This is a genomic window from Noviherbaspirillum galbum (assembly GCF_010974945.1).
In the GTDB taxonomy this organism is placed as follows: domain Bacteria; phylum Pseudomonadota; class Gammaproteobacteria; order Burkholderiales; family Burkholderiaceae_D; genus Noviherbaspirillum; species Noviherbaspirillum galbum.
Genome location: NZ_JAAIVB010000078.1, coordinates 41,109 through 56,356 on the forward strand (window position 1 = coordinate 41,109; position 15,248 = coordinate 56,356).

The 15,248-nt window shown below is 61.4% G+C and carries 17 protein-coding genes; 5 read left to right on the top strand and 12 right to left on the bottom strand.

Features of this window, described 5'->3' with window-relative positions; genetic code table 11:
* The 5 genes from G3574_RS22860 to G3574_RS22880 all read right to left on the bottom strand — a co-directional run bounded on the left by G3574_RS22860 (window position 1) and on the right by G3574_RS22880 (window position 3,841).
* Window positions 1–579, bottom strand: coding sequence for an ATP-binding protein (locus G3574_RS22860; RefSeq protein WP_163967864.1), 579 nt, complete (start codon window positions 577–579; stop codon window positions 1–3).
* A gap of 17 nt (window positions 580–596) precedes the next feature.
* Window positions 597–974, bottom strand: coding sequence for an STAS domain-containing protein (locus G3574_RS22865; protein WP_205609891.1), 378 nt, complete (start codon window positions 972–974; stop codon window positions 597–599).
* A gap of 79 nt (window positions 975–1,053) precedes the next feature.
* Window positions 1,054–1,917 (bottom strand): hypothetical protein, encoded by an 864-nt coding sequence (locus tag G3574_RS22870; RefSeq protein ID WP_163967865.1) that lies wholly within the window; start codon window positions 1,915–1,917, stop codon window positions 1,054–1,056.
* Window positions 1,918–1,937: 20 nt separating this feature from the next.
* On the bottom strand, window positions 1,938–3,305 hold the full coding sequence (locus G3574_RS22875; RefSeq protein ID WP_163967866.1) for a PP2C family protein-serine/threonine phosphatase: 1,368 nt from the start codon (window positions 3,303–3,305) through the stop codon (window positions 1,938–1,940).
* A gap of 131 nt (window positions 3,306–3,436) precedes the next feature.
* Window positions 3,437–3,841 (bottom strand): glycine zipper 2TM domain-containing protein, encoded by a 405-nt coding sequence (locus tag G3574_RS22880; protein WP_163967867.1) that lies wholly within the window; start codon window positions 3,839–3,841, stop codon window positions 3,437–3,439.
* Between the two features lie 247 nt (window positions 3,842–4,088).
* On the opposite strand from G3574_RS22880, the gene G3574_RS22885 reads away from it, so the two are divergent.
* On the top strand, window positions 4,089–5,027 hold the full coding sequence (locus G3574_RS22885) for an SDR family NAD(P)-dependent oxidoreductase (RefSeq protein WP_163967868.1): 939 nt from the start codon (window positions 4,089–4,091) through the stop codon (window positions 5,025–5,027).
* A 93-nt stretch (window positions 5,028–5,120) separates the two neighbouring features.
* On the opposite strand, the gene G3574_RS22890 is transcribed toward G3574_RS22885, so the two are convergent.
* Entirely contained in the window at window positions 5,121–5,999 is an 879-nt protein-coding gene (locus G3574_RS22890; RefSeq protein ID WP_163967869.1) for a PhzF family phenazine biosynthesis protein, read from the bottom strand.
* A 270-nt stretch (window positions 6,000–6,269) separates the two neighbouring features.
* On the opposite strand from G3574_RS22890, the gene G3574_RS22895 reads away from it, so the two are divergent.
* Complete coding sequence (locus G3574_RS22895) at window positions 6,270–6,494, top strand: DUF3072 domain-containing protein (protein WP_205609892.1); 225 nt, start codon at window positions 6,270–6,272, stop codon at window positions 6,492–6,494.
* 111 nt (window positions 6,495–6,605) lie between these two features.
* On the opposite strand, the gene G3574_RS22900 is transcribed toward G3574_RS22895, so the two are convergent.
* The 4 genes from G3574_RS22900 to G3574_RS28725 all read right to left on the bottom strand — a co-directional run bounded on the left by G3574_RS22900 (window position 6,606) and on the right by G3574_RS28725 (window position 10,563).
* Window positions 6,606–7,901 carry an MFS transporter gene (locus G3574_RS22900; RefSeq protein ID WP_163967870.1) on the bottom strand — a complete coding sequence of 432 codons (1,296 nt, stop codon included), beginning with the start codon at window positions 7,899–7,901 and terminating at the stop codon, window positions 6,606–6,608.
* The gene (locus G3574_RS22905) at window positions 7,898–8,935 is read right to left on the bottom strand and encodes a MerR family transcriptional regulator (RefSeq protein ID WP_163967871.1); all 1,038 of its coding nucleotides are present in this window, start codon (window positions 8,933–8,935) and stop codon (window positions 7,898–7,900) included. Before G3574_RS22905 ends, G3574_RS22900 begins: the two co-directional genes overlap by 4 nt.
* A gap of 79 nt (window positions 8,936–9,014) precedes the next feature.
* Window positions 9,015–10,298, bottom strand: a complete 1,284-nt coding sequence (locus tag G3574_RS22910; RefSeq protein ID WP_163967872.1) for a glutamate carboxypeptidase — start codon at window positions 10,296–10,298, stop codon at window positions 9,015–9,017.
* A 130-nt stretch (window positions 10,299–10,428) separates the two neighbouring features.
* On the bottom strand, window positions 10,429–10,563 hold the full coding sequence (locus tag G3574_RS28725; RefSeq protein WP_268958905.1) for a hypothetical protein: 135 nt from the start codon (window positions 10,561–10,563) through the stop codon (window positions 10,429–10,431).
* A gap of 373 nt (window positions 10,564–10,936) precedes the next feature.
* On the opposite strand from G3574_RS28725, the gene G3574_RS22915 reads away from it, so the two are divergent.
* The 3 genes from G3574_RS22915 (at window position 10,937) to G3574_RS22925 (ending at window position 14,070) form a co-directional block, all read left to right on the top strand.
* Complete coding sequence (locus G3574_RS22915; protein WP_328804839.1) at window positions 10,937–11,398, top strand: cache domain-containing protein; 462 nt, start codon at window positions 10,937–10,939, stop codon at window positions 11,396–11,398.
* 142 nt (window positions 11,399–11,540) lie between these two features.
* A complete protein-coding gene (locus G3574_RS22920) occupies window positions 11,541–12,596 on the top strand; it encodes an NAD(P)-dependent alcohol dehydrogenase (protein ID WP_163967873.1) in 1,056 nt (351 codons plus the stop codon).
* Between the two features lie 364 nt (window positions 12,597–12,960).
* Entirely contained in the window at window positions 12,961–14,070 is a 1,110-nt protein-coding gene (locus tag G3574_RS22925) for a glycosyltransferase (protein ID WP_235953579.1), read from the top strand.
* Between the two features lie 81 nt (window positions 14,071–14,151).
* Here the strand turns inward: G3574_RS22925 and G3574_RS22930 are convergent, their stop codons facing one another.
* Both G3574_RS22930 and G3574_RS22935 read right to left on the bottom strand, forming a co-directional pair.
* Window positions 14,152–14,697, bottom strand: coding sequence for an SRPBCC family protein (locus G3574_RS22930; RefSeq protein ID WP_235953580.1), 546 nt, complete (start codon window positions 14,695–14,697; stop codon window positions 14,152–14,154).
* 85 nt (window positions 14,698–14,782) lie between these two features.
* On the bottom strand, window positions 14,783–15,199 hold the full coding sequence (locus tag G3574_RS22935; protein WP_163967875.1) for a nuclear transport factor 2 family protein: 417 nt from the start codon (window positions 15,197–15,199) through the stop codon (window positions 14,783–14,785).
* Window positions 15,200–15,248 lie beyond the last annotated feature (49 nt).

Genomic DNA, 15,248 nt, shown 5'->3' on the forward strand with positions numbered 1-15,248 from the left:
CTAAAAGTCGGATTCGGTGGTTGCCGACGGCGTCGCCCCGATGCGTTTCGCCAGGGTAAGGCGGTTGATGCCATCCTGCGATTCGTATCTCACCGCATCGAACAATTCCTTGATGAGAGAGAGACCCATTCCGCCCACCGGCAGGCGGTCGATGTCATCGGGATCGAAGTCGAACACATCCTGGCCGGCGCGGCGAAACGCTTCTTCCGGGATCGGCCTGCCGCTGTCGATCACCTGGACCACCACGGCGGCGGGCGACTCTTCCACGGTCACCTCGACGGCCGCGTGGGCCACGCCCGCATAGCCATGAGTCACGACGTTGGTCAGCGCCTCGGTCACGCCGAGCTCGATGGCATTGCAGAGTTCTTCCGCCACGTTGCCCGCGATGAATGCCCTGACCGATACCGCCACGGCGGAAATGTCTTCCAGCGCGGCGGGCACATGGAAGCGCACACGGCGGTGGGCGAGACCGCGCATGCCGCCGGAAGGCAAGATGGCATCGCCTGGCGGATCAATAAGCAGGTCCCTGACCGGCTCATCGCCATCAAGCTCATCGTCGCTCGGAGAATTCGTTGTCATCCGTCCTCCCGACAGGATCAGGTGCCGAGTTGCTGCATGGCTTCTTCCATGCTTCCTGAAATGGTAAAGACCTTGTCCATGCGCGTGAGCTTGAACAGGCTCAGCAAGGCGCCATTCGCATTGCAGACGGCAAGCTTTCCCCTCGATCCCAGCGCCTTGAGCACGGACACGACGGCGCCCAGTCCGCTTGAATCCATGAACTGCACGGCATCGAGATTCAGGACCAGGACCTGCTCGCCCGTCGCGATGACCTTGAGGACGGCCTCCTTGAACGCCAGCGCTACCGTCGCATCGAGCCGCTTGATGCGGGGACGGATGATGGTTACCTCGTTGTTTTTGCTGATATCGATCAGTTCCTGTTCCGCCGCCATCGTTCTCTCCGCTTGGTTCGCCATGCTGCCGGTTTCTACCGGGCTCGGTCCGTTCTTGTCCAGATTGACATTGCATCTGCAAAGAAGTTTGCCAAGGAGGCAATTACCAGTTCATCGACCATGAAATGGAAATGCTGCCGCGGCGAAAATTGCCGTCGCCGGCGCGGTCGTTCCATGGCAGGCGGTTCCCTGCATAGTTGTTGTATTGCACGGTCACGGTCCCGGGATGCCAGTCGAAATAGCCGAAGCCATAGGTGAAATCAGGATCCCAGGGCTGCTGCTGGTTCTTGTCGGGAAAATAGAAGAAGGTAGCGTTCGCATAAAGGTTGCTCGGCAGCGAATAACGGCAACCCACTGAAAACGTGCGCTTGTATCGTTGCGTGGCAAGCGTTTTCAGGTCGAGATAGCGCGGCGTCGCGTTGGCATTGACGCTGCAATTCACATCATGCGTTTCATCCGCCTTGAATATCGGGTCCAGTTCTTCCGGCAGCTTGAACTTGTAGCCGAGAGAGATGTTCCCCTGGCGGAACAGGGAAAACGGATGGCCTTGGGCTGGATGAATGCGGTTGCCGGAGTAATTGCCATAGACGAGGCTGAAGGTGTTCGGATGCCAGTCGTCGTATCCAAAGGTGTAGGTGAATTCTGGGTTCCATGGCTGCCGGCCGGAAAGCACATAGCGGTAGAACGTCATGCCGGCGAACCAGTAGTCGGCCGACTGCCAGCGCAACTCAGCCTGCATCGTCGGTGAGACCGGCGGCGAGCCTTGGGTCGACTTGCCCGTCGGATTGCGTTCTCCCGTCTTCAGCGGCAGGTCGAATGCCAGCCGCAGCTTCAGCGTCGGCGCCTGCTCTTCCCCGTCCGGCGGCTTGGGCCGCGGCACGAAGGGATCGTTCCATTCCCGGACCTGCGCCATTGCAGCGGAACAGGCAAGCGAGAACGATGCGGCCATTACTGCCATTACAGCCATATTGCAGATCGTTTCCTGCATCATGAGGGCGTATTGACTTGGCCGGTCAGGCGTCCGCGGTACTCCAGGGCGAGAAAAGTGATGTCGTCCGAAAATCCCCTGTTCCTTCCATGCCATTCCAGCAGGGCCTGCTCCAGGCGCTTCTTCGCCTGGTCGAGCGGGGCGTCGGCGAAATCCGAAAGGATGCGTTCGAATCGTTGCCGGCCGAAGGGGGCCTGGTCCGGATTTTCACAGTCCAGGATGCCATCCGAATACAGGAAGAGGCGGGAACCCGTCTGCAGATGAAAGCCGCATGCGTCGTACTCGGCATCCGGGAACATGCCGATGGGAAGGCCGCCTTCGCCGATGGCGCTGACCTGCCCCGAACCGGGCGCGATCATCAGGGGATGAGGATGGCCCGCCTGCACCAGTGCGCCTTCGCCGGTCTCGGCATCGATCACGCCGATGACCATGGTTGCGTAGAGGCCGCTTTCATTCAGGGATAGGAAGCGCCTGTTGCACTCGCCGGCGATCATCCTGATCGCGCGTCGCAAATCGCCGTTCATTCGTTGCAGGTATGCCGCCATGTCGAACCTTGCGGCGGACAGCTGGCGCTGCATGCCGAACGCCAGGAGGGCGGATGCAACGCCGTGGCCCGCCACATCGCAGACATGGAAGCAGAGATAGCGCTGGTCAAGGGGGAAGTAATCGAACAGGTCGCCGCTGAGATAGCTCGAGGCGCGGAACAACCAGTCGAAGGTGACATTGAAGACGCGCTTGTAGGCAGGAAGGAAGCGGTGCTGGAGCTCGCGCGCAAGCTCCATTTCTTCGCTGAGCCGGCGGTAAGTCAGGTCCAGCTCGTGATGCCGGCGCTCGAGTGCTTCCTGCAGCCGGATTCTTTCGCGTTCCAGTTCCGATTCCTTGCGCCGGGCGCTGAAGAGGGTGCGCACGACTTGCGAAAGTTGCCTGAGGGCGTCCAGCTGCCAGTTATCCAAAGCTTGCGGCCGGTCGGACAGGACGCACACCGTTCCCAGCTTGTACCCCTCGTCGCTGACGACGGGAGCGCCGGCGTACACGCGGATCGCCAGCGGTCCGGTAACGAAGGGATTGCTGGCAAAGCGCTCGTCGGCCAGCATGTCCGGAACGTAGAAGACGTCGTCCTGCTGGATGGTGTAGCTGCAGAAGCTGATGTCGCGCGAAATTTCCTGGACGTCGAGGCCGCGCGCCGCCTTGATCCACTGGCGCTTGCCGTCAAGCACGGTCACCATGCCATAGGGCACGCCGCAGATCTTGGCGGCCAGCGAGGCTATTTCGTCGAAGACGACTTCGAAAGGCGTGTCCAGCAAGCCGTGGCTATACAGGTTTTCGAGCCGGGCCGATTCGTCGGTGAGTATGGATGAGCTTGCCATGGCGGAAAGAGGTTTTCCGCTATGACATGCTGGATCGGTGATGGTTCTGGCAACGAAATGCCGCCATCGGCATGGCTGGATGCCGGGCCGGGAAGTTCAGGCGCGCCGGTCGCCGTCACAGGACGGGAAGGTCAGCAATTGCCCTTCTTGGCCTGGCCGGGCGGGCAGAAATGTCCGCGCTGTTCCTGCACCGGGACCTTGACCTGTTCGACGACGGTACGGCAACGTTGAACCGTCTGGTAGGACGTACCGCGGGCACTGCCTTGCGCGGCCATGCGGTCGCCGACGACTGCCCCTGTGGCGGCGCCCACCGCGGTTGCCACCGTCTTGCCGCTTCCGCCGCCAACCTGATTGCCGAGGATGCCACCCGCGACGCCGCCGACGATCGCCCCGCCGATTCCCTGGGAGGAAGTCTGCACGGGGACCTGTTCATTCCAGCATTCCTGGCGCGGTTGTTCGACTATCTGGTAGGAGGTTGCGCTGGCCAGCGCGGGAACGGCAATGATGGAAGCAATGGCAATAAATTTGTTCAGCATGATTTCCTCTCGTCTGCTTTGGGCCTTAGCATGGTCGGCACGACTCGTTCGGCGTGCGCTTCAAGGTTCCGTAATTTACAAGACCCCGATCCGATTTGGGTTGCAATATCGCAATTTTATTCCGTGATGGCAATCCGAGTTTTGTAAGCATGTGTGAATCGGACCGCCGCCCGGTTTTGATTCCGAGCAAATCGGGCTGGCATTGGGTAAGATGGCCGTTCCAAAAACCAACTTCTTTCCCAGGGTTATGACAACATCCAACGACTCTTCATCCATCCGCTTCGATGGTCAGGTTGCAATCGTGACGGGCGCCGGCGGAGGCTTGGGGCGCTCCCATGCCATGCAGCTCGCGGCACGCGGCGCAAAGGTCGTGGTGAACGACCTGGGTGTCGCGCGCGACGGCAGCGGCAGCGCGCTCTCGGCTGCCGAACGCGTGGTCGAAGAGATCCGCGCCGCGGGCGGCGAGGCGATCGCGAACGCATCATCGGTCACCGATCCCGCCGCCGTGCAGGAAATGGTCGACCAGGCCATGCGGCAATGGGGACGGGTCGATATCCTGGTCAACAATGCCGGCTTCTTGCGCGACAAGACCTTTTCCAAGATGACCCTCGACGACTTCCGCACCATCGTGGACGTCCACCTGATGGGTGCGGTGTATTGCACGAAGGCCGTGTGGGAAATCATGAAGCAGCAGAATTACGGCCGCATCGTCATGACCACTTCCTCCTCCGGCCTCTTCGGCAATTTCGGGCAAGCGAATTATGGAGCGGCAAAGATGGCCTTGGTCGGACTGATGCAGACCCTCGCGCTCGAAGGGGAAAAATACAATGTCCGCGTCAATTGCCTCGCGCCGACGGCGGCCACCCGCATGACCGAAGGCATCATGACACCGGAAATCCTCGCCATGCTGGCGCCGGAAGCCGTCACGCCGGGCCTCATTTATCTCGTGTCGCCCAACGGCCCGACCAAGACCGTGTTGTGCGCGGGCGCCGGGACCTTTTCCCGTTCCAACATCACGCTTACGGACGGCGTCCACGTCGGTTCAGGCGCTAGTTCGCCCGAGCGGCTCGCCGCGCAGGAGGAGCGGCTCGCGGACCGCGAGGGCGAGATCGTGCCCCGCTCCGGCATGCAGCAGGGACAGATGGAAGTCGGAAAGGCGATGGCCGCAAAATCCGGCGCTGCCTGAATGGGCCAGCAATGATCGGGTTGCTGGCGGGGACCAAGCCGCGCCGGCAACCTCCTTGAGTATGGCGAAGAAGTGGGGTGCGCTGTCGGCAGGCTACAGGCCCAGCGTGCCGTCGACGCAAGTCACAGCATTGCCGCCGACGCGTATCCTCTCGCCGGAAATGGCAAGCCGGAGCGTTCCGGCACGTCCAACCGCCGCGCCCTGCGTGGCGAGAAATTCACTTCCGAATCTGGACACTTGCCCGGTGTGGCGTATGTAGGCGGCAACACAACCGTTTCCGCTGCCGCATACCGGATCTTCATCGATACCATGAGCGGGCGCGAACGCGCGGACCTCGATGCCCGCATGCGTGCCCGGTGCATGCTCGCCGAAGACGACGACCCCGGTATGGCGGCCCGCGATGTCCTGGCGTTTCATGCGCTGCAGGTCTGGCCGGACGGCAAGGACTGCCTGTGCGGCGGGAAGCTGCGCGATGATCCAGCGCGCGCCGACATCCACCAGGAGAGGCGCCCTGCCCGGCTCCAGCGGCGAGCCGATGATGGCTTCGAGTTCCCGGGCCTGATCCCCGTCCAGCGCGGCAATGCGCGGCTCGGGCAGGTCGAAGTGTATCCAGCGATTGCCGTCGCTGGCCTGCTCCACGTTCAACCGGATGAGTCCCGCCTTGCATTGCTGGACAAGGATACCGTTCCTGGCCTCCACCTTGCCCGCTTCGAGAAGCGCATGCGCCGTGCCTATCGTCGGATGGCCGGCGAAGGGCAATTCAGCGCCCGGCGTAAAGATCCGCACATGGTAATCCGCTCCCTGCGCTGTGACGGGAATGACGAATGTCGTTTCCGAAAGGTTGGTCCAGCGCGCGATCTGCTGCATCTGCTCCGGGGAAAGACCGCTTGCATCCATGACCACGGCAACGGGGTTGCCCTGGAACGGCGTCGTCGTGAAGACGTCCACGGTCTTGAACGGCACTCTTGCCATGATGATTCTTTCCTTCCTGCGGTGTCGGTTGGTCGTGTCCGTGCTCTTGCATGGCGGCCACGATGGGAAGTGAAAGTGTAGTCGCCGGCGCGCGATGGCCACAGTGCCAGTTTGACGTTTCCCTGCCGGTACTGTATTGCTCGCTTGCCGGCAAGTGTACTGGCCCGATCGCATCGATGCCTGCACAGCTAACCGACATCCATCAACTTCAGGGAACTGGCTTTTTATACAGTAGTCTTAAACGAACATCATTTGTTTCTGGAGTTGAAGATGGACAAGCGAACGCAGGAAAACGCGCAGGAAAGCAACATGATCAAGGATCCGAAGGATTGGACCACGGGAGATGAGCCGATGACGGGCGCCCAGCGTTCCTATCTGCAGACCCTGGCGGAAGAAGCGCACGAGGAGGTCGACGGCAACATGACCAAGGCACAGGCGGCGCAACGCATCGACGAATTGCAGCGCAAGACGGGCCGGGGAAAGGAAGGTCATTAAGCGCCGGCTTGAGCATTAAGGCTCAGGCCTTGAGGTTTAAGTTTGAAGCTTGATAATGCAACCGCGATCCCTTGCGGGCACCGTGATGCCCGCAATGGGTTCATTTCCCGATCAGGGTGATTCCGCCGCCGCGTCCGTCACGGACCGCATGCCTGACAGGACAGCCGTGGCAAGCACGATCAGCACAAGGAGGCATCCGCTGTACGCAAAGAGCGCGCGCAGGCTGATGCTGCGCAACAGCCATCCCGTCACGGACGAGGACATCGGCGCCACTCCCATCATGATGAACATGAACAGCGCCATGGTGCGGCCCATCATCGACGGCTTGATCCGGCGCTGCAGCCAGCTGAACACCATGACCTGAAGGTAGCCGCCAAGAAGCCCGATCGCCAGGAGGAGCGGAAGTCCCTGCCATGTCGCCCGGATCAGTCCCAGCGGCACGAACAGCAAGCCGATCACGCCGTCGAGCAGCAGGATCGTGGCGCCGAAGCCGATGATGCGCAGGCCGGGTCGTGCGATCGAGGCCACCATGCCGGCCAGGCTTCCTGCTCCATACGCGCCGGCGAGCATGCCGAGCGCGGATGCGCTGCTGCCCACCTCATGCGCCAGCACGGGGATCGCTACCTGGATCGGTCCGCTGATGAACAAGGCCACGGCCGCCCAGTAGCAGAAGCATGTGCGCAGGCTCGCATCGCGCCACACGTACGCCAGGCCGCTGCTCACGGCACTCCATACCTTTTCCTTTACCGCCGCAACGGGCCCGACGGGATCACGGGTAACGACCTTCGACAAGGTCCATGCGGAAACGATGAAGCTCAAGGCATCGACCGCGAATGCCGCGGCAACGCCCGCCGAATCCGGCATGGCATCCGCAGCCTTCGCGCCCTGGCCGAACACGGCGATCAGCACGCCGGCGAACAGCGGCCCGAGGAACATCGAAAGCTGGCGCGCGCCCATCATGATGCCGTTTGCCTTGCCGAGCCATTCGCGCGGCACGACGTGCGGCATGATCGACGTCGCCGCCGGTAGGCTGAATGCGGTGGCAAGGCCGATGGCGAGGGCCAGCCCATCGATCAGCCAGAGGGACCGGCAATCGAAGAACACGACAAGCGCCAGCGCGCCGAGCAGGGCGGTATTCACATGCTTCGTCAGCAACAGCACGCTTTTAGGCGAAAACCGATCCACCAGCGCGCCGCCCACGAGGATAAACAGCGCACGCGGTACTGCCATCAAGGCCATCACCGTTCCCAGCGCAAGCGTGTCGCCGGTCAGCGTCAGCACCAGCCACGGCAGGGCGATCATGGTGAACTGGTCGCCGAGCTGGGAGATCAGCGCGCCGCCGAACAGCCAGCGGAAACTCGCGCTTGCAAAGAGGCTTGGCCCCTGTTTTTCCTGTGTCGCTTTCATTTTTTCTCCTTTCCCTGCCAATGCGAGATGGCCAGCGTGACGAACTCCATGGTCTGCGCGGCGAAGCCGCTGCCTGCCATGATGTCCGGTTCGCGGACATGGATCGCGCGCACTTTTTCGCGCATGACTGGATCGGCGCCCCAGGTGTCCTGGAATACCTTGACCCAGCTTGCGGCCAGCATCTGCGCCTCGGGAGAAGCCGGGGAAACGCCCTGCTCCTGCAGGTCGTGCGCCCGTGCGATCAGCGAAGGCCACGCGCGGTAATGCGCGAAATAACGCGGCCGGATTTCGGCGATCGTGGCGGGATCCAGGTGCTTCGCGTACAGGCCGAGACGGTATTCGGCGGTCGCCTCGGTCATGTAGTCGAGCATGGCCCGGTCGACGCCGGTCAGGCGCTGGATTTCGCTTTGCTCGCGATGCAGGGCATCGAGCTTGTGGATGAGCCGCGAATCTCCGGCCATGTGTTCGAGGGAGTGCACCAGCCACGGCCCGGCCAGCGCCAGGGCCTCGGGGCTGGCCGGGGAAACGCCGCGCTGCATCAGGTCGCGCACCTGGCCGACGAGGCGTTCGAGGATGGCCGTATGCGTGTTTTCGCGCGCACGCAAGCGCTGCAGTTCTTCCGGCGTGAAATACCGGTCATAGACTGCCATCATGGCCAAGGTATCCAGCCAGTCGCCGACGTTGGCTTCATCCTTGAGATGAACCAGCCGGCGCAGGCTGGCAAGCCGGTCGCGCAGCAGCAGCGCGCGCTCCGCCTGCTGCTCCAGCGCGGCGATCTGCCGGTCGATGACCGTGCCGAGATCCGCCGAATCGGACTGCAGCAGCGCGGCGATCTCGGCCAGCGGAATGTCGAGCTGCCGCAATGCCTGGATGCGATGCAGCCGCTCGATGTCATCGAGGTCATAGAGACGATACCCTGCCCCCGACCGTGCGGATGGCCGGAGCAGTCCGATCTCGTCATAGTGATGCAAGGTGCGCACCGTCAATCCGGTGCGCCTTGCGAGCTCGCCAACTTTCAGCAGCATGTCAGTCATCCCGTCTATCCAACTGCCGACAGCATACAGTCTGACGTAACGTGAGGGTCAAGCTGGCGATGCCTGATTCATCCAGACATCAGGGCGATTGGCGGGAGAACTCCATGATCAGGCGGGTGGCAAGATACAGCCGCGGCTCGATCGAGTCGATGAGGATGTATTCGTTGTCGTTGGAATGCGCGCCGAATGCCAGCAAGCCAAACCTTTCCAGCACCGCGTTCTGGTTGTTCAATCCGGCGAATGCCGCGTCGGTGCCGCCGCCTTGCACAGAGTCGTCGATGATGAGGTTCTTGTCGAGTTCGGCATAGACCCGCTTGGCGATCTCGCCTGCCTTCACTGCGGCCGGCCGCAATTCGAGGGGCGGGCGTCGGCGTTCGAACTGCATATCGACCTTGGCATCGGGAATGCTCTGCTTCCTCACCGTGTCGCGCAGGCGAGTCTCGAGGGCATCGAAATCGGAGACGCGGATGGCGCGGGCATCAGCGGCGGCCTGCGCCTCGGCGGGAATGACATTCCTGTTGGTGCCGCCGGAAATCATCGTCCAGTTCATCTTCAATCCGCGTGCCGGATCGGAGAAGTCCTTGGTCTGCTGGATCTGGTGCACGAGTTCGTAGATGGCATTTCTCCCGAGCTCGGGAGCGGCGCCCGCATGCGAGGCCTTGCCGGTCACCTTCATCGTCACCGCCGCGATTCCCGCTGTCGCCAGGGACAAGTGGTCCTTGCTGACGGGAGAGCCTTCGAACGACATCGTCAGGTCATGTTCCGCGCCCAGCTTGGTGAACAATGCGCGCGACGCAGGCGAGCTGATTTCCTCGTCGCCGTTGATCAGCACGGTAAGGGTGCCGAAGTCGCGCGCATCGAGCGACTTCAGCGTCGCCAGGGTATGCAGGATCACTGCCACGCCCGCCTTGTCATCGCCGATCCCCAGGCCGTAGGCGCGGTTGCCATCGATGCGGAAGGGCTGCTTGGCAAGCATTCCCTTCAGGTAGACCGTGTCCATGTGCGCGATCAGCAGGATCTTCTTGCTGCCATTGCCCTTGAAGGTGGCGCGCACCATGCGGCCGATCTTTTCCGGCGTGTCATGCATGCGATAGGCGTCCTGCCCGGGCTCGATGAATTCTACCTGCCCGCCGAGCGCCTTCAGGCGGTCATGCACGAGTTGCGAGATGCGGTCCAGGCCTTCCCTGTCCTTGCTTCCGGACTCGATGGACACGAGGTCCTTCAGCGTGGCGAGCAACGGATCCTTCTGCTTCTGCACCTGCGCCAGGACGGCGGTATCCGGCGCGGCGGCAGCGGCGGCGCTCCAGCACAAGGCCAGTGCGCTGACGGCGTGGATGAAAAACGGCTTGCGATAGGCGTGCATGTTCCCCCTCTTGTCGAATGTGATGTGATGAATTTCCGGCGCGTCCGCACGCGGGCGCGCCGGCCACCATCATATTCTCTTGCGGGATTGTGTGTTCATGCTTGCGCGGCAAGCGGGCGGGAACGCTACCCTAGTCGCGACTGTCGGTGCTGCCGTAAGGATCGCCTCTTCCTTCTCGTTCTGGGAAGACATAAGCGCCGAGAAGCAACAGCAGCATCAATGGCGCGAGCATGAGGTCACGAAACAGGCGGAATGTTTCCTTCATGGGGCGGTCTCCGGTTGCCACTCGAGCGCTCCAGTCTTGAATGCGGCTCCGCGCGGAAAACGGAGCAGCTGCCGGATACTTCATCGTGTCCGGAAACCCTGGTGCTCTTGCTCAGGGATTTACTTTAGCCGCTTCGCGCGATCTTGGGTGAGGCCCGTCCAAAAAGCCGGCGTTTCGTTTAATTACCTCAATGATTTGCACGCGCGTCGCCGCTCCGGCTTGACGGACATGCCCGCATGGACTTGTCGTGCACTGCAACAGACAACGCCATTTGTCAGATCCACGCAACCACCCCTTGTATTGCTCTAGGGAAATGATATATTTACTCTAGGTTAGCTTTCATTAACTAATAAATACAGAGGGGGACAAAAGCATGATGACCCGATCCATCAAATTGTTCGTGACGGCGCTGGCATTCACGGCAAGCAGCCTGTGTGTCGCGGCGGAAAGTGGCACGGCGGACGAAGCCACGGCGATGGTTAAAAAAGCGGTGGCCTACCTGAAGGCCAATGGCAAAGACAAGACCCTGGCCGAAGTGTCTAACAACAAGGGCCAATTCGTCGACCGTGACCTTTACATTTCCGTTTATGACATGCAAGGAAACGTTCTGGCCCATGGCACCAATCCCAAACTGATCGGCAAGGACGTGTCGGCATTGAAGGATGCGAACGGCAAGGAATTCATCAAGGACATCATCGGACAGGCAAAGACCGGCGGCAAGGGACATGCGGACTACGTGTGGCCGAACCCGGTGACCAAGGAATTGCAGCCGAAGACCGTCTACTTCGAGAAGACGGATGACATGATCTTCTCCAGCGGCTACTACAAGCGCTGACACCCTGGACAGGCGCGGGCCCGGGCACCCTCGGGTTCACGCCCAGACAGGAATCTCTCCTTCGCGGCTTGGCAAAAAGGAACTGGCCAGCGCGCTTCCAGTCCATCCAACTCCATTGATCTTTATTCAAGGAGCCTGGATCATGCTGGCATCCACCGGATTTGGCGCGACGAGCGCGAACGAACCACTAAGCAAGCTGGATTTCCAGCGCCGCGACCTTCGGCCTGACGACGTCCAGATCGATATCCTTTTCTGCGGCGTCTGCCATTCCGACCTCCACACGGCGCGGAACGAATGGGGCAACACCATTTATCCCGTCGTTCCCGGACACGAAATCATCGGCCGCATCACGCGCGTGGGAAACCAGGTTACCCGCTTCAAGGAAGGCGATCTCGCCGGCGTTGGCTGCATGGTCGATTCCTGCCAGCACTGCAGCGCCTGCAGCGAGGGTCTGGAACAATATTGCGAGAACGGCTTCGTCGGCACCTATAACGGCGAAGAAGGCCATAGCGGCGGCATGACCTATGGCGGCTATTCGAACAACATCATCGTGCGCGACAAGTTCGTGCTGCGCATCCCCGACAAGCTTGACCCGGCCGGCGCCGCGCCGCTGTTGTGCGCCGGCATCACGACCTATTCCCCGCTGCGTCAATGGAAAGTCGGGCCCGGACAGAAAGTCGGCATCGTCGGCCTCGGCGGTCTCGGGCACATGGGCATCAAGCTCGCACATGCCATGGGCGCGCATGTCGTGCTGTTCACCACGTCCCCGGGAAAGCGCGAAGACGCAAAGCGGCTGGGCGCGGATGACGTGGTGATATCCCGCGATGCTCAGGAAATGCGCGCGCACCGCAACTCATTCGACTTCATCCTCAACACGGTGGCCGCGCCTCATCCGCTCGACCCCTTCATCGAACTGCTCAAGCGGGACGGAACGATGACCCTGGTAGGCGCGCCTGCCACTCCGCATCCATCGCCTCAGGTATTCAACCTGATCTTCGGACGCAAGCGTCTTGCAGGCTCGCTCATCGGCGGGATCGCCGAGACGCAGGAAATGCTGGACTTCTGCGGCGAGCGCGACATCGTGTCGGACATCGAGATGATCCGCATCCAGGACATCAACGATGCTTACGAACGCATGCTCAAGAGCGACGTGAAATATCGCTTCGTCATCGACATGGCTTCGCTCCGCGCGGCCTGATCGTCTTTCGCAAGGCCGTCGACGCGGACGGTTCGCAAGGTCCGCGTCGACGGCGCTTGCCTTCGCGGAACATCGCGCCGCTTCACGGCGCTAATTCATTGCGCCATGCGCCTGCGCATGCCGGGTCGCGCGGTGCAATTGAACAAATTGACAAGTATGGCATCGAATAGGATGCTCCTTTCCATCGATTACCAGAACCAGAGGCTGCATGGATTCCATTCTTGTCTTTTCCCATCTACGCTGGGACTTTGTCTATCAACGTCCACAGCATCTTCTCTCCCGGCTAGCCAAGCATTACCGCGTGCTCTTTTTCGAAGAGCCAGAATTCCACGAAGGTCCGAGTACCCTGCAAGTTTCCAGGCCCATGCCTAACCTGACGGTCTACAGACCGCTCACGCCGTCGAAGGATCCGGGATATGCCGATGCCCAGATGCCTTACCTGAAATCCCTGCTGAAGCAGATCACCGACAAGAACGCGATTTCCCTTGTGTGGTTCTATACACCCATGGCGCTGCCGCTGCTCGAGGGAGTCGATCCCGACCGCGTTGTGTACGACTGCATGGACGAGCTCAGCCTGTTCAAGAATCCGCCGGCCGGACTGCTGGAACGCGAAGACGCGCTGCTCAAGCGCGCGGACATCGTGTTCACCGGCGGCCCCAGCCTGTACCGCGCCAAGAAGGACAGGCATCCCGACGTTCACTGCTTTCCGAGCAGCGTCGACGCCAGCCATTTCCGCCAAGCGCTCGACAGGAACATCGCCCATCCTTCACAAGAATCGTTGCCGCATCCGCGGCTTGGCTTCTATGGCGTGATCGACGAGCGGCTCGACACCGATCTGGTTGCGCGCGTCGCGGACGCGCGCCCGGAGTGGCAAATCGTCCTCGTCGGACCGGTCGCGCAGAAGATAGACGCCGACACGCTGCCGCAGCGGCCCAACATCCATTACCTCGGACAGCAGTCCTATGCGGACCTGCCCAAGTTCCTGGCAGCCTGGGATGTCTGCCTGATGCCGTTCGCCATGAACGAGTCCACGCGGTTCATCAGTCCGACCAAGTCGCTGGAATACATGGCGGCCGAACTGCCCATCGTCAGCACGCCAGTGACCGACGTGGTGGACCTGCATAGCGATGTTGTCGAGATCGCCGCCACGCCGGAGGAATTCATCGCTGCCTGCGAGCGGGTGCTGAGCATGTCGAGCGAAGCCATCCGCGCCCGCATCCGCGCCATGCGCGAGAAGCTGTCGCGCACATCATGGGACGCCACTGCCGAAAGCATGCGAACCCTGCTCGATGCGCTGCTGGAGGAGCGTGCCGACATGGTGGAAAACCTGGCGGCGGCCAGCGTATCGAATGCGGCGAATGCCGCGAGCGCTTCGCACCGTGTCGCCGCCTCGCGCTCGATGGAGGCATCGCCGCGAACCGGCCTTGCCGCGGCGCCGCGCGCCGGAAGCCAGGCCGCGATCAACGACGACTAGGCCGCCTTTGCCGTCATCATAGGGACGAAATGAAGAGGGGGCGCGACGCGCCCCCTTTTTCATCGATGCCTCGGCGATGCCTTATTGCCGGGGAATCGTTCCACGCCAGGCGCCGGTTTCCGAGCCGCGGCTCTCAACCAGTTCCTTGTAGCGCTTCAGGTTCGCCTTGGCCTGCAGCTTGACGAATCCGAGGGCATCGCCGACCTTTTCATCGACGGATTCCGGGTCATAGTCCATTTGCAGCATGACCCGTGTCTTGTTTTCCGAGATCTTGTGGAAGGTGACGACGCCGGCATTGTGCACGCCGCCGGTGCTGCGCCACGCGATGCGCTCTTCGGGAATCTGCTCGGTGATCTCCGCATCCCATTCCTTGTCCTTGCCGGCGATGCTGGCCTTCCAGTGCAGATGCTTGTCGTCGATCTGGCGCACCTCATGCACGCTGTCCATGAACTTAGGCAGGTCCTCGAATTGCGTCCATTGGTTGTAGGCGGTGCTGATCGGCACATTGACCTCGATGGATTCTTCCACGGTCGACTCCATGTCGGATCCGCGGGACTTCATCAATTGCTTGGAGAGAATATAGCCGCCGGCAGCGATGGCAGCGGCAGTGACGAGACGTCCTAGCATAGCGTTTCCTTTCCTGGTGTTAAATTCATTGTCCGGGATTTGTCCGGGTTCTCCGATAGGCAAACAGTCGGACAGCCGGCACCCTTCAGTGTGCGCCGGTCTTGAAGGTCATCTGCCGCGTATCAAAGAATCCTTGAAAGCGCGCGATCTTTCCCTCGTCGTTCAGCTCGAGATGGCTGACGCCGTCGTATTGCAGGGGTTGCCCGGTGGCCGTGGTGCCGCTGGATCGCCAGAACAGTCCTGCCGTATGATCCCCTGCCACGACGTCGAAGAAATCGGAGTGGATATCTCCGAAGGTGGCGGAATACTGGTGCCAGAAATCGGCGATGGCATCGTGTCCCTTGCGGCTGCCGCCATCCTGCTGGAGGATGGGATTCGTCAGTTCGGCATCCGGCGCGAACATGGCGGCAAGACGGTCTGCGCTTGCCTCGTCGCCATCCTCGAGCCGGTGCAATTCTTCAATGAAGCGATTCGCGGCGGTCTGTACTTCTTGTGGATTCATGTGAACTCCTTTCTTGCATTCGCTCAATAGAGTTGCCCGGAGGGGCGAT